15 protein-coding genes and 2 tRNA genes are annotated in these 16,221 nt (G+C 57.0%); 1 reads left to right on the top strand and 16 read right to left on the bottom strand.

All coding sequences use genetic code 11. The features are described from left to right. Nucleotides 1–72: 72 nt before the first annotated feature. The 15 genes from pnp to rlmE form a co-directional block, all read right to left on the bottom strand. Nucleotides 73–2,178 (bottom strand): polyribonucleotide nucleotidyltransferase, encoded by a 2,106-nt coding sequence (gene pnp / locus JFT85_RS20350; RefSeq protein ID WP_053258071.1) that lies wholly within the window; start codon nt 2,176–2,178, stop codon nt 73–75. Nucleotides 2,179–2,372: 194 nt separating this feature from the next. Continuing rightward, nucleotides 2,373–2,642, bottom strand: coding sequence for a 30S ribosomal protein S15 (gene rpsO, locus JFT85_RS20345; RefSeq protein ID WP_003177875.1), 270 nt, complete (start codon nt 2,640–2,642; stop codon nt 2,373–2,375). Nucleotides 2,643–2,757: 115 nt separating this feature from the next. Then, a complete protein-coding gene (gene truB, locus JFT85_RS20340) occupies nt 2,758–3,675 on the bottom strand; it encodes a tRNA pseudouridine(55) synthase TruB (protein ID WP_003235022.1) in 918 nt (305 codons plus the stop codon). A gap of 3 nt (nt 3,676–3,678) precedes the next feature. Continuing rightward, a complete protein-coding gene (rbfA, locus tag JFT85_RS20335; protein ID WP_016973761.1) occupies nt 3,679–4,074 on the bottom strand; it encodes a 30S ribosome-binding factor RbfA in 396 nt (131 codons plus the stop codon). 159 nt (nt 4,075–4,233) lie between these two features. Continuing rightward, complete coding sequence (gene infB / locus JFT85_RS20330; RefSeq protein WP_069552498.1) at nt 4,234–6,750, bottom strand: translation initiation factor IF-2; 2,517 nt, start codon at nt 6,748–6,750, stop codon at nt 4,234–4,236. A gap of 27 nt (nt 6,751–6,777) precedes the next feature. Continuing rightward, nucleotides 6,778–8,259, bottom strand: coding sequence for a transcription termination factor NusA (gene nusA, locus JFT85_RS20325; protein ID WP_003212187.1), 1,482 nt, complete (start codon nt 8,257–8,259; stop codon nt 6,778–6,780). A gap of 47 nt (nt 8,260–8,306) precedes the next feature. Next, the gene (gene rimP, locus JFT85_RS20320; RefSeq protein WP_003235029.1) at nt 8,307–8,765 is read right to left on the bottom strand and encodes a ribosome maturation factor RimP; all 459 of its coding nucleotides are present in this window, start codon (nt 8,763–8,765) and stop codon (nt 8,307–8,309) included. A 140-nt stretch (nt 8,766–8,905) separates the two neighbouring features. Then, nucleotides 8,906–8,982 (bottom strand) — tRNA-Met (locus tag JFT85_RS20315). Nucleotides 8,983–9,078: 96 nt separating this feature from the next. Continuing rightward, nucleotides 9,079–9,164: transfer RNA gene (locus JFT85_RS20310), tRNA-Leu, on the bottom strand. Nucleotides 9,165–9,186: 22 nt separating this feature from the next. Beyond that, nucleotides 9,187–9,570 (bottom strand): preprotein translocase subunit SecG, encoded by a 384-nt coding sequence (gene secG, locus JFT85_RS20305; protein WP_010206600.1) that lies wholly within the window; start codon nt 9,568–9,570, stop codon nt 9,187–9,189. A 4-nt stretch (nt 9,571–9,574) separates the two neighbouring features. After that, nucleotides 9,575–10,330, bottom strand: a complete 756-nt coding sequence (tpiA, locus tag JFT85_RS20300; RefSeq protein WP_003194193.1) for a triose-phosphate isomerase — start codon at nt 10,328–10,330, stop codon at nt 9,575–9,577. A gap of 66 nt (nt 10,331–10,396) precedes the next feature. Beyond that, nucleotides 10,397–11,734: a phosphoglucosamine mutase gene (gene glmM, locus JFT85_RS20295; protein ID WP_053258075.1), complete on the bottom strand. Its 1,338-nt coding sequence runs from the start codon at nt 11,732–11,734 to the stop codon at nt 10,397–10,399. Nucleotides 11,735–11,750: 16 nt separating this feature from the next. Next, nucleotides 11,751–12,602, bottom strand: coding sequence for a dihydropteroate synthase (folP, locus tag JFT85_RS20290; RefSeq protein ID WP_169876299.1), 852 nt, complete (start codon nt 12,600–12,602; stop codon nt 11,751–11,753). 8 nt (nt 12,603–12,610) lie between these two features. Then, on the bottom strand, nt 12,611–14,521 hold the full coding sequence (ftsH, locus tag JFT85_RS20285; protein WP_017478564.1) for an ATP-dependent zinc metalloprotease FtsH: 1,911 nt from the start codon (nt 14,519–14,521) through the stop codon (nt 12,611–12,613). 200 nt (nt 14,522–14,721) lie between these two features. Next, nucleotides 14,722–15,372 carry a 23S rRNA (uridine(2552)-2'-O)-methyltransferase RlmE gene (gene rlmE / locus JFT85_RS20280; protein WP_032862906.1) on the bottom strand — a complete coding sequence of 217 codons (651 nt, stop codon included), beginning with the start codon at nt 15,370–15,372 and terminating at the stop codon, nt 14,722–14,724. A gap of 105 nt (nt 15,373–15,477) precedes the next feature. Between rlmE and JFT85_RS20275 the strand changes: the two genes are divergently transcribed. Continuing rightward, nucleotides 15,478–15,786: a YhbY family RNA-binding protein gene (locus tag JFT85_RS20275; protein WP_017139256.1), complete on the top strand. Its 309-nt coding sequence runs from the start codon at nt 15,478–15,480 to the stop codon at nt 15,784–15,786. A 23-nt stretch (nt 15,787–15,809) separates the two neighbouring features. Here the strand turns inward: JFT85_RS20275 and JFT85_RS20270 are convergent, their stop codons facing one another. Beyond that, a complete protein-coding gene (locus JFT85_RS20270; RefSeq protein WP_169876296.1) occupies nt 15,810–16,214 on the bottom strand; it encodes an MFS transporter in 405 nt (134 codons plus the stop codon). Nucleotides 16,215–16,221: the final 7 nt, after the last annotated feature.

The raw sequence follows: 16,221 nt of genomic DNA, 5'->3' as shown, positions 1-16,221 counted from the left end.
TCCCGACATTTTCCTGCGCGCATAAAAAAAGGACTCCGAAGAGTCCTTTTTCAGCTTAGAGCAAAGGGGTAATTAAACGCCCGAAGCCTTGGCTGCTGCTACGTCCTTGATGGACAGCTTGATACGGCCGCGGTTATCCACGTCCAGTACCAACACTTCCACTTCCTGGCCTTCTTTCAGAATGTCGGTCACTTTCTCAACACGAGCGTCGCTCAGCATGGAGATGTGAACCAGACCGTCTTTGCCCGGCAGGATGTTGACGAATGCGCCGAAGTCGACGATGCGCTCAACTTTACCGACGTAGATCTTGCCGATCTCGGCCTCAGCGGTGATACCCAGAACGCGCTGACGTGCAGCTTCTGCAGCTTCCTTGGTTTCGCCGAAGATCTTGATCGAGCCGTCGTCTTCGATGTCGATCGAAGCCTTGGTCTCTTCACAGATCGCACGAATGGTCGCGCCGCCTTTACCGATAACATCACGGATTTTGTCGGTGTCGATTTTCATCGCGATCATGGTCGGAGCATTTTCCGACAGTTCGGTACGGGACTGACCAATGATCTGGTTCATCTGACCGAGGATGTTCAGGCGCGCTTCCAGGGCTTGGCCCAGAGCGATTTCCATGATTTCTTCGGTGATGCCCTTGATCTTGATGTCCATCTGCAGCGCGGTAACACCTTTGGCGGTACCGGCTACTTTGAAGTCCATGTCGCCCAGGTGGTCTTCGTCGCCCAGGATGTCGGTCAGGATGGCGAACTTCTCGCCTTCTTTAACCAGACCCATGGCGATACCGGCAACCGGTGCCTTCATCGGGACACCAGCATCCATCAACGCCAGGGAAGCACCGCAGACCGAAGCCATGGAGCTGGAGCCGTTGGACTCAGTGATTTCCGACACAACACGGATGGTGTAAGGGAACACGTCAGCAGCAGGCAGCATGGCTGCAATCGAACGACGAGCCAGACGGCCGTGACCGATTTCGCGACGACCAGCACCACCCATGCGACCACACTCACCAACCGAGAACGGAGGGAAGTTGTAGTGCAGCATGAACGGGTCTTTTTTCTCGCCTTCCAGGGTGTCCAGCAACTGTGCGTCACGGGCAGTACCCAGGGTTGCGACGACCAGAGCCTGAGTTTCACCGCGGGTGAAGAGCGCCGAACCGTGAGTCTTCGGCAGAACACCCACTTCGATGTTCAGCGGACGTACGGTGCGGGTGTCGCGGCCGTCGATACGTGGCTTGCCGTTAACGATGTTTTCGCGAACGGTGCGGTATTCGATTTCACCGAATGCAGCTTTGACGTCGCTGGAGGAAGGCTGGCCTTCTTCACCGGACAGCTTGGCCACAACCTGATCCTTCAGCTCGCCCAGGCGAGCATAACGGTCGGCCTTGACGGTGATGGTGTAGGCATCGGAGATCGCTGCGCCGAACTCGGAGCGGATAGCGCCCAGCAGTTCAGTCGCTTCAGCTTGTGGAGCCCAGGTCCAGGTTGGCTTGGCGGCTTCAGCAGCGAGTTCTTTAACAGCGTTGATTACAACCTGGAACTCATCGTGAGCAAACAGTACCGCGCCCAGCATCTGGTCTTCGGTCAGCTCTTTGGCTTCCGATTCAACCATCAACACAGCTTCCGAAGTACCGGCAACGACCATGTCCAGGCTCGAAGCTTTCTGTTGTTCGTAAGTCGGGTTCAGCAGGTAGCCGGTGCTTTCGTGGAACGCAACACGGGCAGCGCCGATTGGACCATCGAAAGGAATACCGGAAATGGCCAGGGCAGCCGAGGTACCGATCATCGCAGCGATGTCCGGATCGGTCTTCTTGCTGGTGGAAACGACGGTGCAGACAACCTGCACTTCGTTCATGAAGCCTTCTGGGAACAGCGGACGGATCGGACGGTCGATCAGTCGGGAAGTCAGGGTTTCTTTCTCGGAAGGACGGCCTTCGCGCTTGAAGAAACCGCCAGGGATCTTACCGGCAGCGTAAGTCTTTTCCTGGTAGTGAACGGACAGAGGGAAGAAGCCCTTGCTTGGGTCCGCGTGCTTGGCGCCAACAACAGTCACCAGTACGGTAACGTCGTCATCAACGGTGACCAGCACTGCGCCGGAAGCTTGACGGGCGATACGGCCTGTCTCGAGGGTAACGGTCGACTGACCGAACTGGAATTTTTTGATAACCGGGTTCACGGTGTCCTACCTTCTTTGTGGCTCTTGGGGAACTTGTCTTCTTGCGAAATTCTTGGGCAATGTCGGGAATCGGCCCGAGCCTGGTCCAGGGTAAAACGTGTATCCAGATAAAACTTGAGGCTGGGAGCCTGCCATGGGCCAGCGGGAATCCCACTGACACACGGCAGACAACCAACCTCTAGCGCAATCGCTTATTAGCGACGCAGACCCAGGCGACCGATCAGAGTCTGATAACGACCCAGATCCTTGCCTTTCAGGTAGTCCAGCAGCTTACGGCGCTGGTTTACCATGCGGATCAGACCACGACGGGAGTGGTGATCTTTACCGTTGGCCTTGAAGTGACCTTGCAGCTTGTTGATGTTGTGGGTCAGCAGTGCAACTTGCACTTCTGGCGAACCAGTGTCACCAACAGCTTGCTGATAGTCAGCAACGATTTGTGCTTTTTCTTGAACGTCGAGAGCCATGAGGCAATCCTTTTTTCAGGAAACCACCCAAAGGGCAGTTTCAACAGGCCAGGGACAAATCCCTGTATCTAAAAATGAGTGTTGACCGTGCCTGTTAACAGCCACACTCGTCCGGTCATTCTGACCGAATCAGTCGACGTGGCGCGATGCGCCCGTCTTCGCTCACTTCACCGATACCGATAAAGCGACCGTTATGATCTTGTACCCGCACCATACCGAACTTCGGAGCGTCCGGAGCGCGTACCGGCTGGCCGTTTAGCCAGTAGAACGCGCTGTGCTCCGAGAAGTGCAGCAATGGCCAGTCCAGCAAACCGCTGTCCGATGGCATCAGGAAGCGATCAACTGCTTCATTGCCGCCTTCGGCATGTACCGCTTCCAACTCTTCCAGCGTGACCGTCTGGGCAAGGCTGAAAGGCCCTGCCTGCGTGCGTCGCAGCTCTGCAACGTACGCGCCGCAACCGAGCTGTTCACCAATATCTTCCACCAGGGTACGGATATAGGTGCCTTTGCTGCAATCCACGGCCAAGCGGGCAGTGTCGCCCTCACAGGCGAGCAATTCCAAGCGAGCAATAGTAACAGAACGCGGTTCGCGCTCCACTACTTCGCCCGCACGTGCCAGCTTGTAAAGAGGCTGCCCATCACGCTTGAGCGCCGAGTACATCGGGGGTATCTGACTGATTTGCCCACGAAAACCGGGTAAAGCAGCTTCAATATCAGCACGACCAACGGTCACGTCGCGAACCTGCAAAACATCACCCTCGGCATCGGCCGTGGTGGTGGTCTTGCCCAGTTGCATCAGGGTTTCGTAACCCTTGTCGGAATCGAGCAGGTATTGCGAGAACTTGGTGGCTTCACCAAAGCACAACGGCAATACGCCGGTGGCCAAGGGATCGAGGCTGCCGGTATGCCCGGCCTTCTCGGCGTTGAGCAACCAGCGAACCTTCTGCAAAGCGGCATTGGAGGTAAAGCCAATGGGCTTGTCGAGCAGAATGATGCCGCTGACGTTGCGACGGATACGTTTGACCTGAGCCACCGCTTACTCCTTGGCGTCTTCAGGTGTGGACGGGTGCTGGCTGTCTTCCGCCACGGCGCGCTCGATCAGTGCCGACAGGTGCGCACCACGCACGACGCTTTCGTCGTAGTGGAAATGCAACTGAGGCACGCTGCGCAGCTTCATTTCACGGGCCAACTGCATGCGCAGGAAGCCTGCAGCCGAATTCAGCACCTTGATGCTTTGCGCGATTTCTTCGCTGCTGTCCTGCCCCATCACGGTGATGAAGATTTTCGCGTGACCAACGTCACGGCTCACTTCAACGGCGGTGATGGTGACCAGGCCAACGCGTGGGTCTTTGACTTCGCGACGGATCAGCTGGGCCAACTCGCGCTGCATTTGATCGCCGATACGCTGGGTACGGCTGTATTCTTTTGCCATGTCTTGTTACCTGTTACTGCCACACGGTGAAACCCGTGGGGTCTGAAAGCGGCAAACGCCCGGCCTGACAAAAGCCAGACCGGGCGTTGCGTTTAGAGTCCGTACGCTGCGCGGGGCATCTGCATGCCCACACGTTGCGTGGCTCCGGAAGTGCGCGAGTTAGAGGCTGCGAGCAACCTGAACCTTCTCGTAGACTTCGATCTTGTCGCCAGCCTTGACGTCGTTGTAGCTCTTGACGCCGATACCGCATTCCATGCCGGCACGTACTTCAGAAGCGTCATCCTTGAAGCGGCGCAGGGATTCCAGCTCGCCTTCGAAGATAACGATGTCTTCACGCAGTACACGGATTGGACGGTTACGGTGCACAGTGCCTTCGATAACCATACAGCCGGCAATCGCGCCGAATTTCGGCGAACGGAACACGTCACGGACCTCGGCAACACCCAGGATGTTCTCCCGGACGTCACTGCCAAGCATGCCGGTAAGGGCTTTCTTGACGTCTTCGATGATGTCGTAGATGACGTTGTAGTAACGCATGTCCAGGCCTTCCTGCTCGACGATCTTGCGAGCGCCAGCATCGGCACGCACGTTGAAACCGAACAGTACAGCGTTGGAAGCCAGTGCCAGGTTGGCGTCGGACTCGGTGATACCACCGACACCGCCACCGACAACACGCACTTGCACTTCGTCGTTACCCAGGCCGTTCAAGGCGCCGTTCAACGCTTCGAGAGAACCACGAACGTCAGATTTGAGGACGATGTTGAGCGTCTTCTTCTCTGCCTGACCCATGTTCTCAAAGATGTTTTCCAGCTTGCCGGCGTGAGCACGAGCCAGTTTGACTTCGCGGAACTTGCCTTGACGGAACAGAGCCACTTCACGGGCTTTCTTCTCGTCAGCAACTACGCTCATCTCGTCGCCAGCGTCCGGAGTACCGTCCAGGCCGAGGATCTCGACAGGGATGGAAGGACCGGCTTCTTTGATTGGCTTGCCGTTCTCGTCGAGCATGGCACGTACACGGCCATAGTTCGAACCGACCAGCACCATGTCGCCTTGGCGCAGGGTACCGTCTTGAACCAGTACGGTTGCAACCGGGCCACGACCTTTGTCGAGACGCGATTCAACCACAACGCCACGACCCGGGGCCGATGGAGTGGCTTTCAGTTCGAGTACTTCAGCTTGCAGCAGGACTGCTTCGAGCAGTTCGTCTACACCGGTACCGACTTTCGCCGAGACCGAGACAAACGGCGTATCACCGCCCCACTCTTCGGACGTCACGCCGTGAACCGACAGTTCGCTACGGATGCGATCAAGATCGGCGCCCGGCTTGTCGATTTTGTTCACTGCAACAACCAGTGGAACACCAGCAGCCTTGGCGTGCTGGACAGCTTCAATGGTCTGCGGCATCACGCCGTCGTCCGCTGCAACAACCAGGATCACGATGTCAGTCGCCTTGGCACCACGGGCACGCATTGCGGTAAACGCGGCGTGACCTGGGGTGTCGAGGAAAGTAACCATGCCGCGTTCGGTTTCAACGTGGTACGCGCCGATGTGCTGGGTGATACCGCCGGCTTCGCCAGCAGCTACCTTGGCACGACGAATGTAATCGAGCAGCGACGTCTTACCATGGTCAACGTGGCCCATTACGGTCACGACTGGCGCACGGGAGAACGTCTCACCTTCAAACTTCAAGGACTCGGCCAGGGAGTCTTCCAGAGCGGTATCGCTGACCAGGGTCACTTTGTGGCCCAGTTCTTCGGCTACCAGTTGAGCAGTTTCCTGATCAAGCACCTGGTTGATGGTTGCTGGAGTACCCAGTTTGAACATGAACTTGATGATTTCAGCAGCCTTGACCGACATCTGATTGGCGAGATCGCCAACAGTGATGGTCTCGCCGATCTGCACATCACGCACGACAGGGCCGGTTGGGCTCTGGAAACCGTGGGCGTTACGCTTTTTCAGCTTGGCCTTGCCGCGACCACCACGACGGAAGCCATCGCTTTCTTCGTCGGTAGTACGCGGGGCAACGCGTGGAGCAGGCGCTTTCTCTTTGACCGAGGCACGATGCGGAGCGTTTTTACGCTCGCCATCGCCACCACCACCGCGACGATTATTATCGTCGGCACGTGGTTTGTCCGGACGACGAGGTTCGTCACGCTTGCGAGCGTCAGCTGCAGGAGCAGGTGCAGCGGCAACCGGAGCGGCCTCACGCACAGCTTCAACAGGCGCGGCGACCGCCTCAGTGGCAGCAGGTTGCGCAGCAGCAGGCTGGCGACGCGCTTCTTCTTCGGCGCGACGCTTGGCTTCTTCTTCAGCCTTCTGACGAGCAGCATTTTCTACTGCGCGACGTTCTTCCAGTTCGCGTTTGCGCTCGGCTTCAATTTCTTCCGGGCTGCGCTGTACGAAGACTTTCTTCTTGCGTACTTCAACGCTGATGCTCTTGCTACCAGCAACACGCAGGGTGCTGGTGGTTTTGCGCTGCAATGTAATCTTGCGCGGTTCTTCCACTTTCGCCTTGTGGCTGCTCTTCAAGTGAGTCAGCAAAGACTGCTTCTCACTGTCGCTCACACCTTCATCGGCGGCGGTGTGCGGCAGACCTGCCTCACGCATCTGCTGCAACAGGCGCTCTACCGGTGTTTTGACCTCATCGGCCAGTTGTTTCACCGTGACTTGCGTCATGCACTTCTCTCCTCAGGCCGCGCCTAGTTACTCGAACCAATGGGCTCGGGCGGCCATGATCAACTTGCCGGCACGATCATCGTCAATGCCGTCGATGTCGAGCAGATCGTCAATAGACTGCTCGGCCAGGTCTTCGCGGGTAATTACGCCGCGCACCGCCAGTTCCATCGCCAAATCCTTGTCCATACCCTCAAGCGAGAGCAGGTCTTCGGCCGGATGGGCGTCTGCCAGCTTTTCCTCAGTAGCGATGGCTTTAGTCAACAAACGATCCTTGGCCCGAGCGCGAAGCTCGTTGACGGTGTCTTCGTCAAAGCCGTCGATGTTGAGCATTTCTTCCAACGGTACGTAGGCAATCTCTTCCAGGCTGGTGAAGCCTTCATCTACCAGCACCTGCGCCAGGTCTTCGTCGACTTCCAGCTCGTCGATGAAGTTGCGCAGGATGTCACCGGTTTCAGCTTGCTGCTTAGCCTGGATGTCCGATTCGGTCATCACGTTCAGGGTCCAACCGGTCAGTTGGCTGGCCAGACGCACGTTCTGACCACCACGACCAATGGCCTGAGCCAGATTGTCTGCGCCAACGGCGATGTCCATTGCATGGGCATCTTCGTCAACGATAATTGCCGCCACTTCAGCTGGCGACATGGCGTTGATCACGAACTGCGCCGGGTTATCGTCCCACAGGACGATGTCCACACGCTCACCGCCCAACTCGCCCGACACTGCCTGGACGCGCGAACCGCGCATACCAATGCAAGCACCTTGCGGGTCAATGCGTTTGTCCTTGGAGCGGACCGCGATCTTGGCGCGCGAACCCGGGTCGCGGGACGCAGCCATGACTTCGATCAGGCCTTCGGCGATTTCCGGCACTTCAATACGGAACAGCTCGATCAGCATTTCCGGCGCGGTACGCGACAGGATCAACTGAGGGCCGCGGTTCTCGGTGCGGATTTCCTTGAGCAGCGCACGCAGACGTACGCCAACCCGGAAGGTTTCGCGAGAGATGATGTCTTCGCGGGCCAGCAACGCTTCTGCGTTGTTACCCAGGTCGACGATCACGTTGTCGCGGGTGACTTTTTTCACGGTGCCGGAGATAATTTCACCCAGGCGCTCGCGATAAGCGTCAACGACTTGAGCGCGCTCGGCTTCGCGAACCTTCTGCACGATGACCTGCTTGGCGGTCTGTGCAGCAATACGGCCGAACTCGATCGATTCGATCTTTTCTTCGACGACATCACCTACCTGAGCGCCAGGGTGCGTTTCGGCAACCTTGCTCGGCCAGGTTTCGATGGCCGGATCATCAAGATCGGCTTCTTCGACGACCGTCCAGCGACGGAAAGTCTCATAGGCACCGGTGTGGCGGTTGATTTCCACACGCAGATCCACTTCGTCTTCAAAACGCTTTTTGGTAGCAGTGGCCAGGGCCAGCTCCAGCGCTTCAAAAATCACGTTTGCCGGTACGCCCTTTTCATTGGATACCGACTCAACAACCAGCAGTACTTCTTTGCTCATCGTACGCCTCGCCTTTCGCAAGCCATTGGATCCGCGGGATCCGCGTCTCAGTCAAAACTGGGAATAATGTTGGCCTTGTCGATCATATCGATCGGCAACAGGAATTCATGGTCTTCTACCTGCACCACGACATCCTGTTCTTCTACACCGCGCAGAAGGCCCTGAAAGTTGCGTCGCCCTTCGAACGGGGAGCGCAGCTTGATCTTCACTTGTTCACCGGCAAATTTTGCAAACTGATCAATAGTGAACAGTGGGCGTTCCATGCCTGGCGAGGAAACTTCGAGGGTATATTCAACGGAGATTGGATCTTCAACATCCAGGACACCGCTGATCTGACGGCTGACAATGGCACAATCGTCCACCAGCACACCGCCCTCTTTATCGATATAAACGCGCAACATTGAGTGGCGACCTTGAGCCGAAAACTCAATACCCCAGCATTCATAGCCTAGGGCCACGACCACCGGGGCCAACAAGGCCTGCAACTCTTCTAGCTTGCTCGACACCTGAACCCCCTCGTGCATGTATGTGCATGCTGTGCAAAATAAAAAAATGGGCGAAACGCCCATCCTTGAAACGCCGTCGAATAGCGGCGTTGAAAGTGTCCAGCTAACAAAAAGCCCCTTAAAAGGGGCTCCGCTAAAACTGGTTGCGGGGGCCGGATTTGAACCGACGACCTTCGGGTTATGAGCCCGACGAGCTACCAGACTGCTCCACCCCGCGACAAAGCTGGGGCGGAAGTATACGACCGATCCCTTACAGGGTCAATGTAACCTTCCACCTACAAGAAAGCCCGCAACAGCGGGCTCTCCTGATAATTGGTACCGAGAAGGGGACTCGAACCCCTACACCCTATGGGCACAACCACCTCAAGGTTGCGTGTCTACCAATTCCACCACCTCGGCAATACAGCGTTTACAACCCTTCTTACTTCTGCTCTTGAGCTGGAGGCACGTCAGTCGCTGGAGTAGCCGACTTTTGCTCTTGAAGCACCGGGACATCATCAGAAGCCGGTTTTGCTTTTGGTACTTCCAACACTGCTGGGTTTGGGAGACCTACTTGAGTCAGCACATGAGCTTTCTCTTTAGCAAAGTAACCTAACCCCAAGCTGGTTATGAAGAAACCGGCGGCAAGTATAGCAGTAAACTTACTAAGAAAGGTAGAGGAACCTTGGCTTCCGAACACAGTATTTGAAGCACCTGCACCGAAAGACGCACCAGCATCCGCACCTTTACCCTGTTGCAACAAAACCAGGGCAACTACGCCCAGGGCAGCCAACAGATGAAAAACGACTACGACTGTTTCCAGCATTTTTTCAGTTTCCCGCGGCGCGACAAATCGCACCGAACTCATCTGCATTCAGGGAAGCTCCACCAATGAGCCCCCCATCGATATCCGGCATGCCGAACAGTTCGACCGCATTGGCCGCCTTCACGCTGCCGCCGTATAGAAGCCGCACACCTTGCGCGACCTCAGAATTCTCTGCCGCCAACTGTGCGCGAATGGCTGCGTGCACATCCTGCGCCTGTTGCGGTGTAGCAGTCAGCCCGGTGCCAATGGCCCAGACCGGCTCGTAAGCAATTACTGCCTTTGCAAACGCACCAACACCCAGCTCCTCGATGATGCTGCCCAGCTGACGCGAGACAACTTCAAGAGTTTTACCCGATTCACGCTGCTCAAGGGTCTCCCCTATGCACAACACCGGAATCAAGCCACAAGCCTGTGCCGCTGCGAACTTGCGATTAAGTGTCCCATCACGCTCGCCCATCATCTGACGGCGCTCGGAGTGCCCGACAAGCACATAGGAACAACCCGCATCTACCAACTGACTCGGCGAAATTTCACCGGTCAAAGCACCTTGCATGGGCTCCACCGCAGAATTCTGCGCACCGACCTGAATCGACTTACCTTTCAAGCCATCAACCACTTGGTTGATATGCAAGCAAGGCGGGAAAACCGCAACATCAACACCGCTAGGCAAGGCCAAGTGACGAAGGCCATTGATCAGCTCAGCGACACTGGCGCGGGTACCGTGCATCTTCCAGTTACCAGCTACCATAGTGCGACGCATGCTGTACCCCGTCGGTCAAAGTGGGCGCAGATGTTACCCAACCACATCAACACTGGCAAGCCGAATTCAGGCGCAAATTTCAGTTACCAGTTTTGCCAGGTCTTCGGCATGGCCGCGAACCTGTGTTTCATCTTCACCTTCGACCATGACGCGCACCAGAGGCTCCGTGCCGGACTTGCGCAGTAACACCCGCCCACGCCCCGCCATTGCCAGGGTCACGCGCTCGCAGGCGTCTTTGACCGCAGGGTGCTCGATCGGGTTTTCGCCACCGGCAAAACGCACATTGAGCAAAACCTGCGGGCACTTACGAAGCGCCTGGCGCGCCTGAGCAAGGCTCTCCTCACGACGACGCAAGGACAGCAGCACCTGCAACGCGGCAATAATCGCATCGCCAGTCGTCGTGTGCTGGAAGCAAACCACATGCCCCGAGTTCTCACCGCCCACCTGCCAGTTACGCTCCAGCAGCTCGGCGATCACATAGCGGTCACCGACATTGGCGCGCACGAAGGGAATTCCAAGGTCTGCCAAGGCCAGTTCCAGCCCCAGGTTGCTCATCAGGGTGCCAACGACGCCGCCCTGTAACTTGTCACGCTCATGCAGGTCGCGAGCAATGATGAACAACAAATCATCGCCATCCACGATAGCCCCAGTGTGATCCACCATCAGCACACGATCGCCATCTCCGTCGAACGCAATACCAAGATCAGCATGCTCAGCCAGGACAGCCGCCTGCAACTGCTCCATATGGGTGGAGCCGCAGTTTTCGTTGATATTCAAACCATTCGGCTGAGCCGACAGCACCGTCACATCGGCGCCCAGCTCCTTGAATACACTCGGAGCCACTTTGTAGGTCGCACCATGGGCGCAATCGACAACAAGCTTCAGCCCGGCAAAATTGGTACTGGTCGGCACGCTGCTCTTGCAAAACTCGATGTAGCGGCCAGACGCATCGTTGATGCGCGAGACCTTGCCCAGCTTGCTGGACTCAACCACCGTCATCGGTGCATCCAGCAGCTCTTCGATCATCAGCTCGATTGCATCCGGCAGCTTGGTGCCCTGCCCCGAGAAAAACTTGATGCCATTGTCATCATGAGGGTTGTGCGAGGCACTGATCACGATACCGGCTTCAGCGTGGAAGGTACGCGTCAGGTACGCGATCGCCGGTGTCGGCATTGGCCCCAGCAGCATTACGTCAGCACCTGCGGCGGACAAGCCGGCCTCCAGCGCGGACTCAAACATGTAACCGGAAATACGGGTGTCCTTGCCCACCAGAATGCGGCAAGCGCCCATGCTGCGGAACGCCATGCCTGCCGCCCAACCCAGCTTGAGCATGAAATCAGGAGTAATCGGAAATTCGCCGACCCGACCACGGATACCGTCGGTGCCAAAATATTTTTTAGTCATAAGTGCTCCATCGTTCTTATTCGGCTGATTCTACCGCGGCAAGCATACGCACCACGTCGACAGTCTCGGCGACGTCATGCACACGCAAGATACGCGCGCCCTTGGTAACCGCAAGCGCTGCCAGAGCAAGGCCACCGTACAACCGCTCACCCACCGGACGATTCAATGCAAGCCCTATCATGCTCTTGCGCGAAACACCGACCAACAGGGGCCGACCAAGCGCATGCAAGGCTTCCATATGCTTGAACAGGCTTAAATTGTGCTGAAGGGTCTTGGCAAAGCCAAACCCGGGATCAAGGATGATCTTCTCGGCAGCGATTCCCACCTTGGCGCACTGAGCGATCCTTTCAGCAAGAAACCCACTCACTTCACCCACGAGATCGTCATAGTGCGGACTGTCTTGCATATTGCCGGGCTCGCCCAGCATATGCATCAGGCACACCGGCAGACCGGTTGCCGCTGCTGCATCCAGGGCACCGTCCCGCTGCAGGGAGCGCACATCGTTGATGAGCCCCGCCCCCAGGCGCGCTGTCTCGCGCATCACGGCCGGAGTGGATGTATCCACCGAAATGATCACATCCAGCTCGCGAGCAATGCGCTCGACGACCGGCGCCACTCGCTCCAACTCCTCAAGGGGAGAAACAACGCGAGCACCCGGGCGAGTCGACTCACCCCCCACATCAATCAAGGTCGCGCCAGCCGCCACCATCGCCTCGGCATGACGCAATGCGGCATCGAGTTGACTGAAGCGGCCACCGTCGGAAAAGGAATCGGGGGTTACATTAAGAATGCCCATGACATGTGTATGGGCCAAATCAAGAACCCGGTTGCCGCAAGGCAACCGGGTTAAGGACAACGCAGAAGTCATTTCAAACCTTAGTGGTCAGCTGCCGGACCGCCGATCGGGGCTTCAGGGCGCTCGTTCTGAACCACTGGCGGAGTGCCAGAAGTGCCCGAACCACCTTCCCAATCGCGAGGCTCACGAGGTGTACGACCCGCCATGATGTCGTCGATCTGGTCGGCATCAATGGTCTCGTACTTCATCAACGCATCAGCCATGGCATCCAGCTTGTCGCGGTTGTCGGTCAGGATCTGTTTGGCCGTGCCGTAGCACTGGTCAATGATGCTGCGCACTTCGGAGTCGATCAGCTTGGCCGTTTCACCCGAGAAGCTGGCAGCTTGACCGCCACCGCCACGACCCAGGAACACTTCGCCTTCTTCTTCGGCATACATCAAGGGACCAAGCTTTTCAGACAAGCCCCACTTGGTCACCATGTTCCGCGCAATCTGACTGGCACGCATAATGTCGTTGGAGGCGCCGGTGGTGACGCCATCAAAGCCAAGCGTCATCTCTTCAGCAATACGACCACCATACAGTGAGCAGATCTGACTGATCAGCGCACGCTTGGAGAGGCTGTAACGATCCTCTTCAGGCAGGAACATGGTGACACCCAACGCCCGACCACGAGGTATGATCGACACCTTGTAAACCGGGTCATGCTCAGGCACCACACGACCAACAATGGCGTGACCGGCTTCGTGATAAGCGGTGTTCTGCTTCTCTTTCTCGGACATGACCATGGATTTGCGCTCGGCGCCCATCATGATCTTGTCTTTTGCCAGTTCGAACTCTTTCATTTCAACGATGCGCTTGCCGGTACGGGCAGCGAACAGCGAAGCCTCGTTCACCAGGTTGGCGAGGTCAGCACCGGAGAAGCCTGGCGTACCACGGGCAATCACGGCCGGAGCCACATCGTCACCCATCGGCACTTTGCGCATATGTACTTTCAAAATCTGTTCGCGACCACGGATGTCCGGCAGACCCACCACAACCTGGCGGTCGAAACGGCCTGGACGCAGCAGCGCAGGGTCCAGTACGTCCGGACGGTTGGTGGCGGCGATGACGATAATGCCGTCATTCATTTCGAAGCCGTCCATCTCCACCAGCAACTGGTTGAGGGTCTGCTCACGCTCATCGTGACCACCGCCCATGCCAGCACCACGATGGCGACCAACAGCGTCGATTTCGTCGATGAAAATGATGCACGGGGCGTGCTTCTTGGCCTGCTCGAACATATCGCGAACACGGCTGGCACCAACACCGACAAACATCTCGACGAAGTCAGAACCGGAAATCGTGAAGAACGGCACCTTGGCTTCGCCGGCAATCGCCTTGGCCAGCAAGGTTTTACCGGTGCCCGGAGGGCCGACCATCAGCACGCCGCGAGGAATACGGCCGCCCAGGCGCTGGAACTTGCCCGGATCGCGCAGGAATTCAACCAGCTCACCGACTTCTTCCTTGGCTTCATCACAACCTGCGACGTCAGCCAGGGTGGTCTTCACCTGATCCTCGGAGAGCAGGCGTGCCTTGCTCTTGCCGAAGCTCATCGGCCCGCCCTTGCCTCCCGCGCCACCTTGCATCTGGCGCATGAAGAACATGAACACGGCGATAATCACCAGGATCGGGAAGCTGGCCACCAGGAGCTGGGTCCAGATGCTCTGCTGCTCAGGCTGCTTGCCTTCAACAACCACATGGTTATCCACCAGGTCGCCGATCAGACCGTTGTCCTGAATTGCCGGACGAATGGTCTTGAAGCTGTCGCCATCGTTGCGTTTGCCGGTAATCACGTAGCCATCAACCGCTACGCGCTCGACCTTGCCATCCTTAACTTGCTGGATGAAGTCGGAATAGTTGAGGGTCTGCGGCTCGTTAGGGCTGGAGAAGTTGTTCATCACCGTCACCAGGACAGCCGCGATGATCAACCACAGGATCAGATTCTTTGCCATATCGTTCAATTAACTACCCTCTGAAGCAAGCTCCGCTACTGGCGCGCGCTTCGCATGATATTCACCGGCCTAACTTACTACATTACCTACAACTCTGGCAGGCGCCGTCTGTAACCCTTTGTGAAACTTTGACTACACAATATTCGTAAAGCTTCATGACGAAAGCGATATAAAAAAACCTATCGCCTTCCTCGAATTTCTCAAAAACGCTCTTCACTCGCTGCACCTTCAACACCGCGGAAGCCGCGGCACAGCAGGTATTGCTCGCGAGACCTGTCTCGGGAAGAGTCAGGTTTGCGCGTTTGCACCTTGTCGAACAGCTTGCGGATGTTCTTGTGGTACTCGTCAAAACCTTCACCCTGGAAGACTTTCACCAGAAAATCACCGCCAGGACGCAAAACCCGACCTGCCAAATCCAGCGCCAGCTCACAAAGGAACATCGCGCGCGGCATATCAACAGCCGGTAATCCACTCATATTGGGGGCCATGTCGGAAATCACAAGGTCTACCTGCGAATTTCCCACAGCTTCAAGGATCTGTGCGAGCACCGCGTCCTGGGTGAAGTCACCATGAACAAAGGTCACATCCGGGATGCTGTCCATTTCCAGAATATCGGAAGCGATCAGTCGACCTTGCCCACCAATCAGACGACTGGTCACTTGGGACCAACCGCCAGGGGCTGCGCCAAGGTCAATAACGCTCATGCCTGGACGAATCAATTTGTCCTTGTCCTGGATCTCCAGCAGTTTGTAGCTGGCCCGGGAACGGTAGCCGTCCTTTTGCGCCTTTTTGACGTAAGGATCGTTGAAATGCTCTTGCAGCCACTTAAGACTAGTTTTGGAACGGGCCACGGGCCACCTCGAAAATAAAACGGGTCGTGATTAACTGGGCGGTCCCGGACTCGCTCGGGTAAACTGGCCGCCGCTTTTTACAAGATCAGACGCAGGGGTCAGATTATGCCGCTCACTCAAGAGCAGAAGAAACAGTACAAATCCATTGGCCACCATCTGAAACCAGTTCTGATTGTGGCAGACAACGGTTTGACTGAAGGTGTGTTAGCCGAACTTGAACGCGCATTGGGCGATCACGAACTGATCAAGATCAAGGTCAACATCCTTGACCGCGAAGCGCGTTTGGCCGCCATTGCAGAACTGTGCAAGGTCGGCAAAGCGGATCTGGTTCAGGTCATCGGCAAGATGGCGCTGCTGTATCGCAAGAACTTCAGCGTCAACAAGCAGCTGTCGAACGTACACCGCTTCAAATAATAGCTGTCAAATGACAACAAGGGTCACGGGCGTGCTTCGCGCGCCCTGCCACTCCATCCCGGCGCCGGCTGTATAACCAGCACCAGGCCGGAGAACCCTAGCACAAGATAGCTGAACAGCTGCCAGCGCAACGCTTGCGGCAGCCACACATGCACCACGCAAAACATTGCGCACGCATAGAGCGCCATCAACAGCAGTTGGCCGCGAATATCCCGCCACAAGCTCCCCAAACCCTCGACCTTGACCAGCACCAATGCCTGGAGCGTCACGCACGCCGCTGCAAAACCGACCAGCAGCGCACTCAGCATTCCGTTGAGCTCATCGATCAGCAGCGGCGCCAGGCCAATCAGGCCCAGCACCGGCAGCACACCGATGTGCAACAACCATAGGCCGCCCACCCAAAGCATCTGGGCGAGCTGCCAAAGCATGGCACCC

It is taken from the genome of Pseudomonas sp. TH04 (genome assembly GCF_016651355.1).
Lineage (GTDB): Bacteria > Pseudomonadota > Gammaproteobacteria > Pseudomonadales > Pseudomonadaceae > Aquipseudomonas > Aquipseudomonas fluorescens.
Note: the sequence above shows the minus strand (reverse complement) of the source record. Positions and strands in the feature narration are given on the sequence as shown.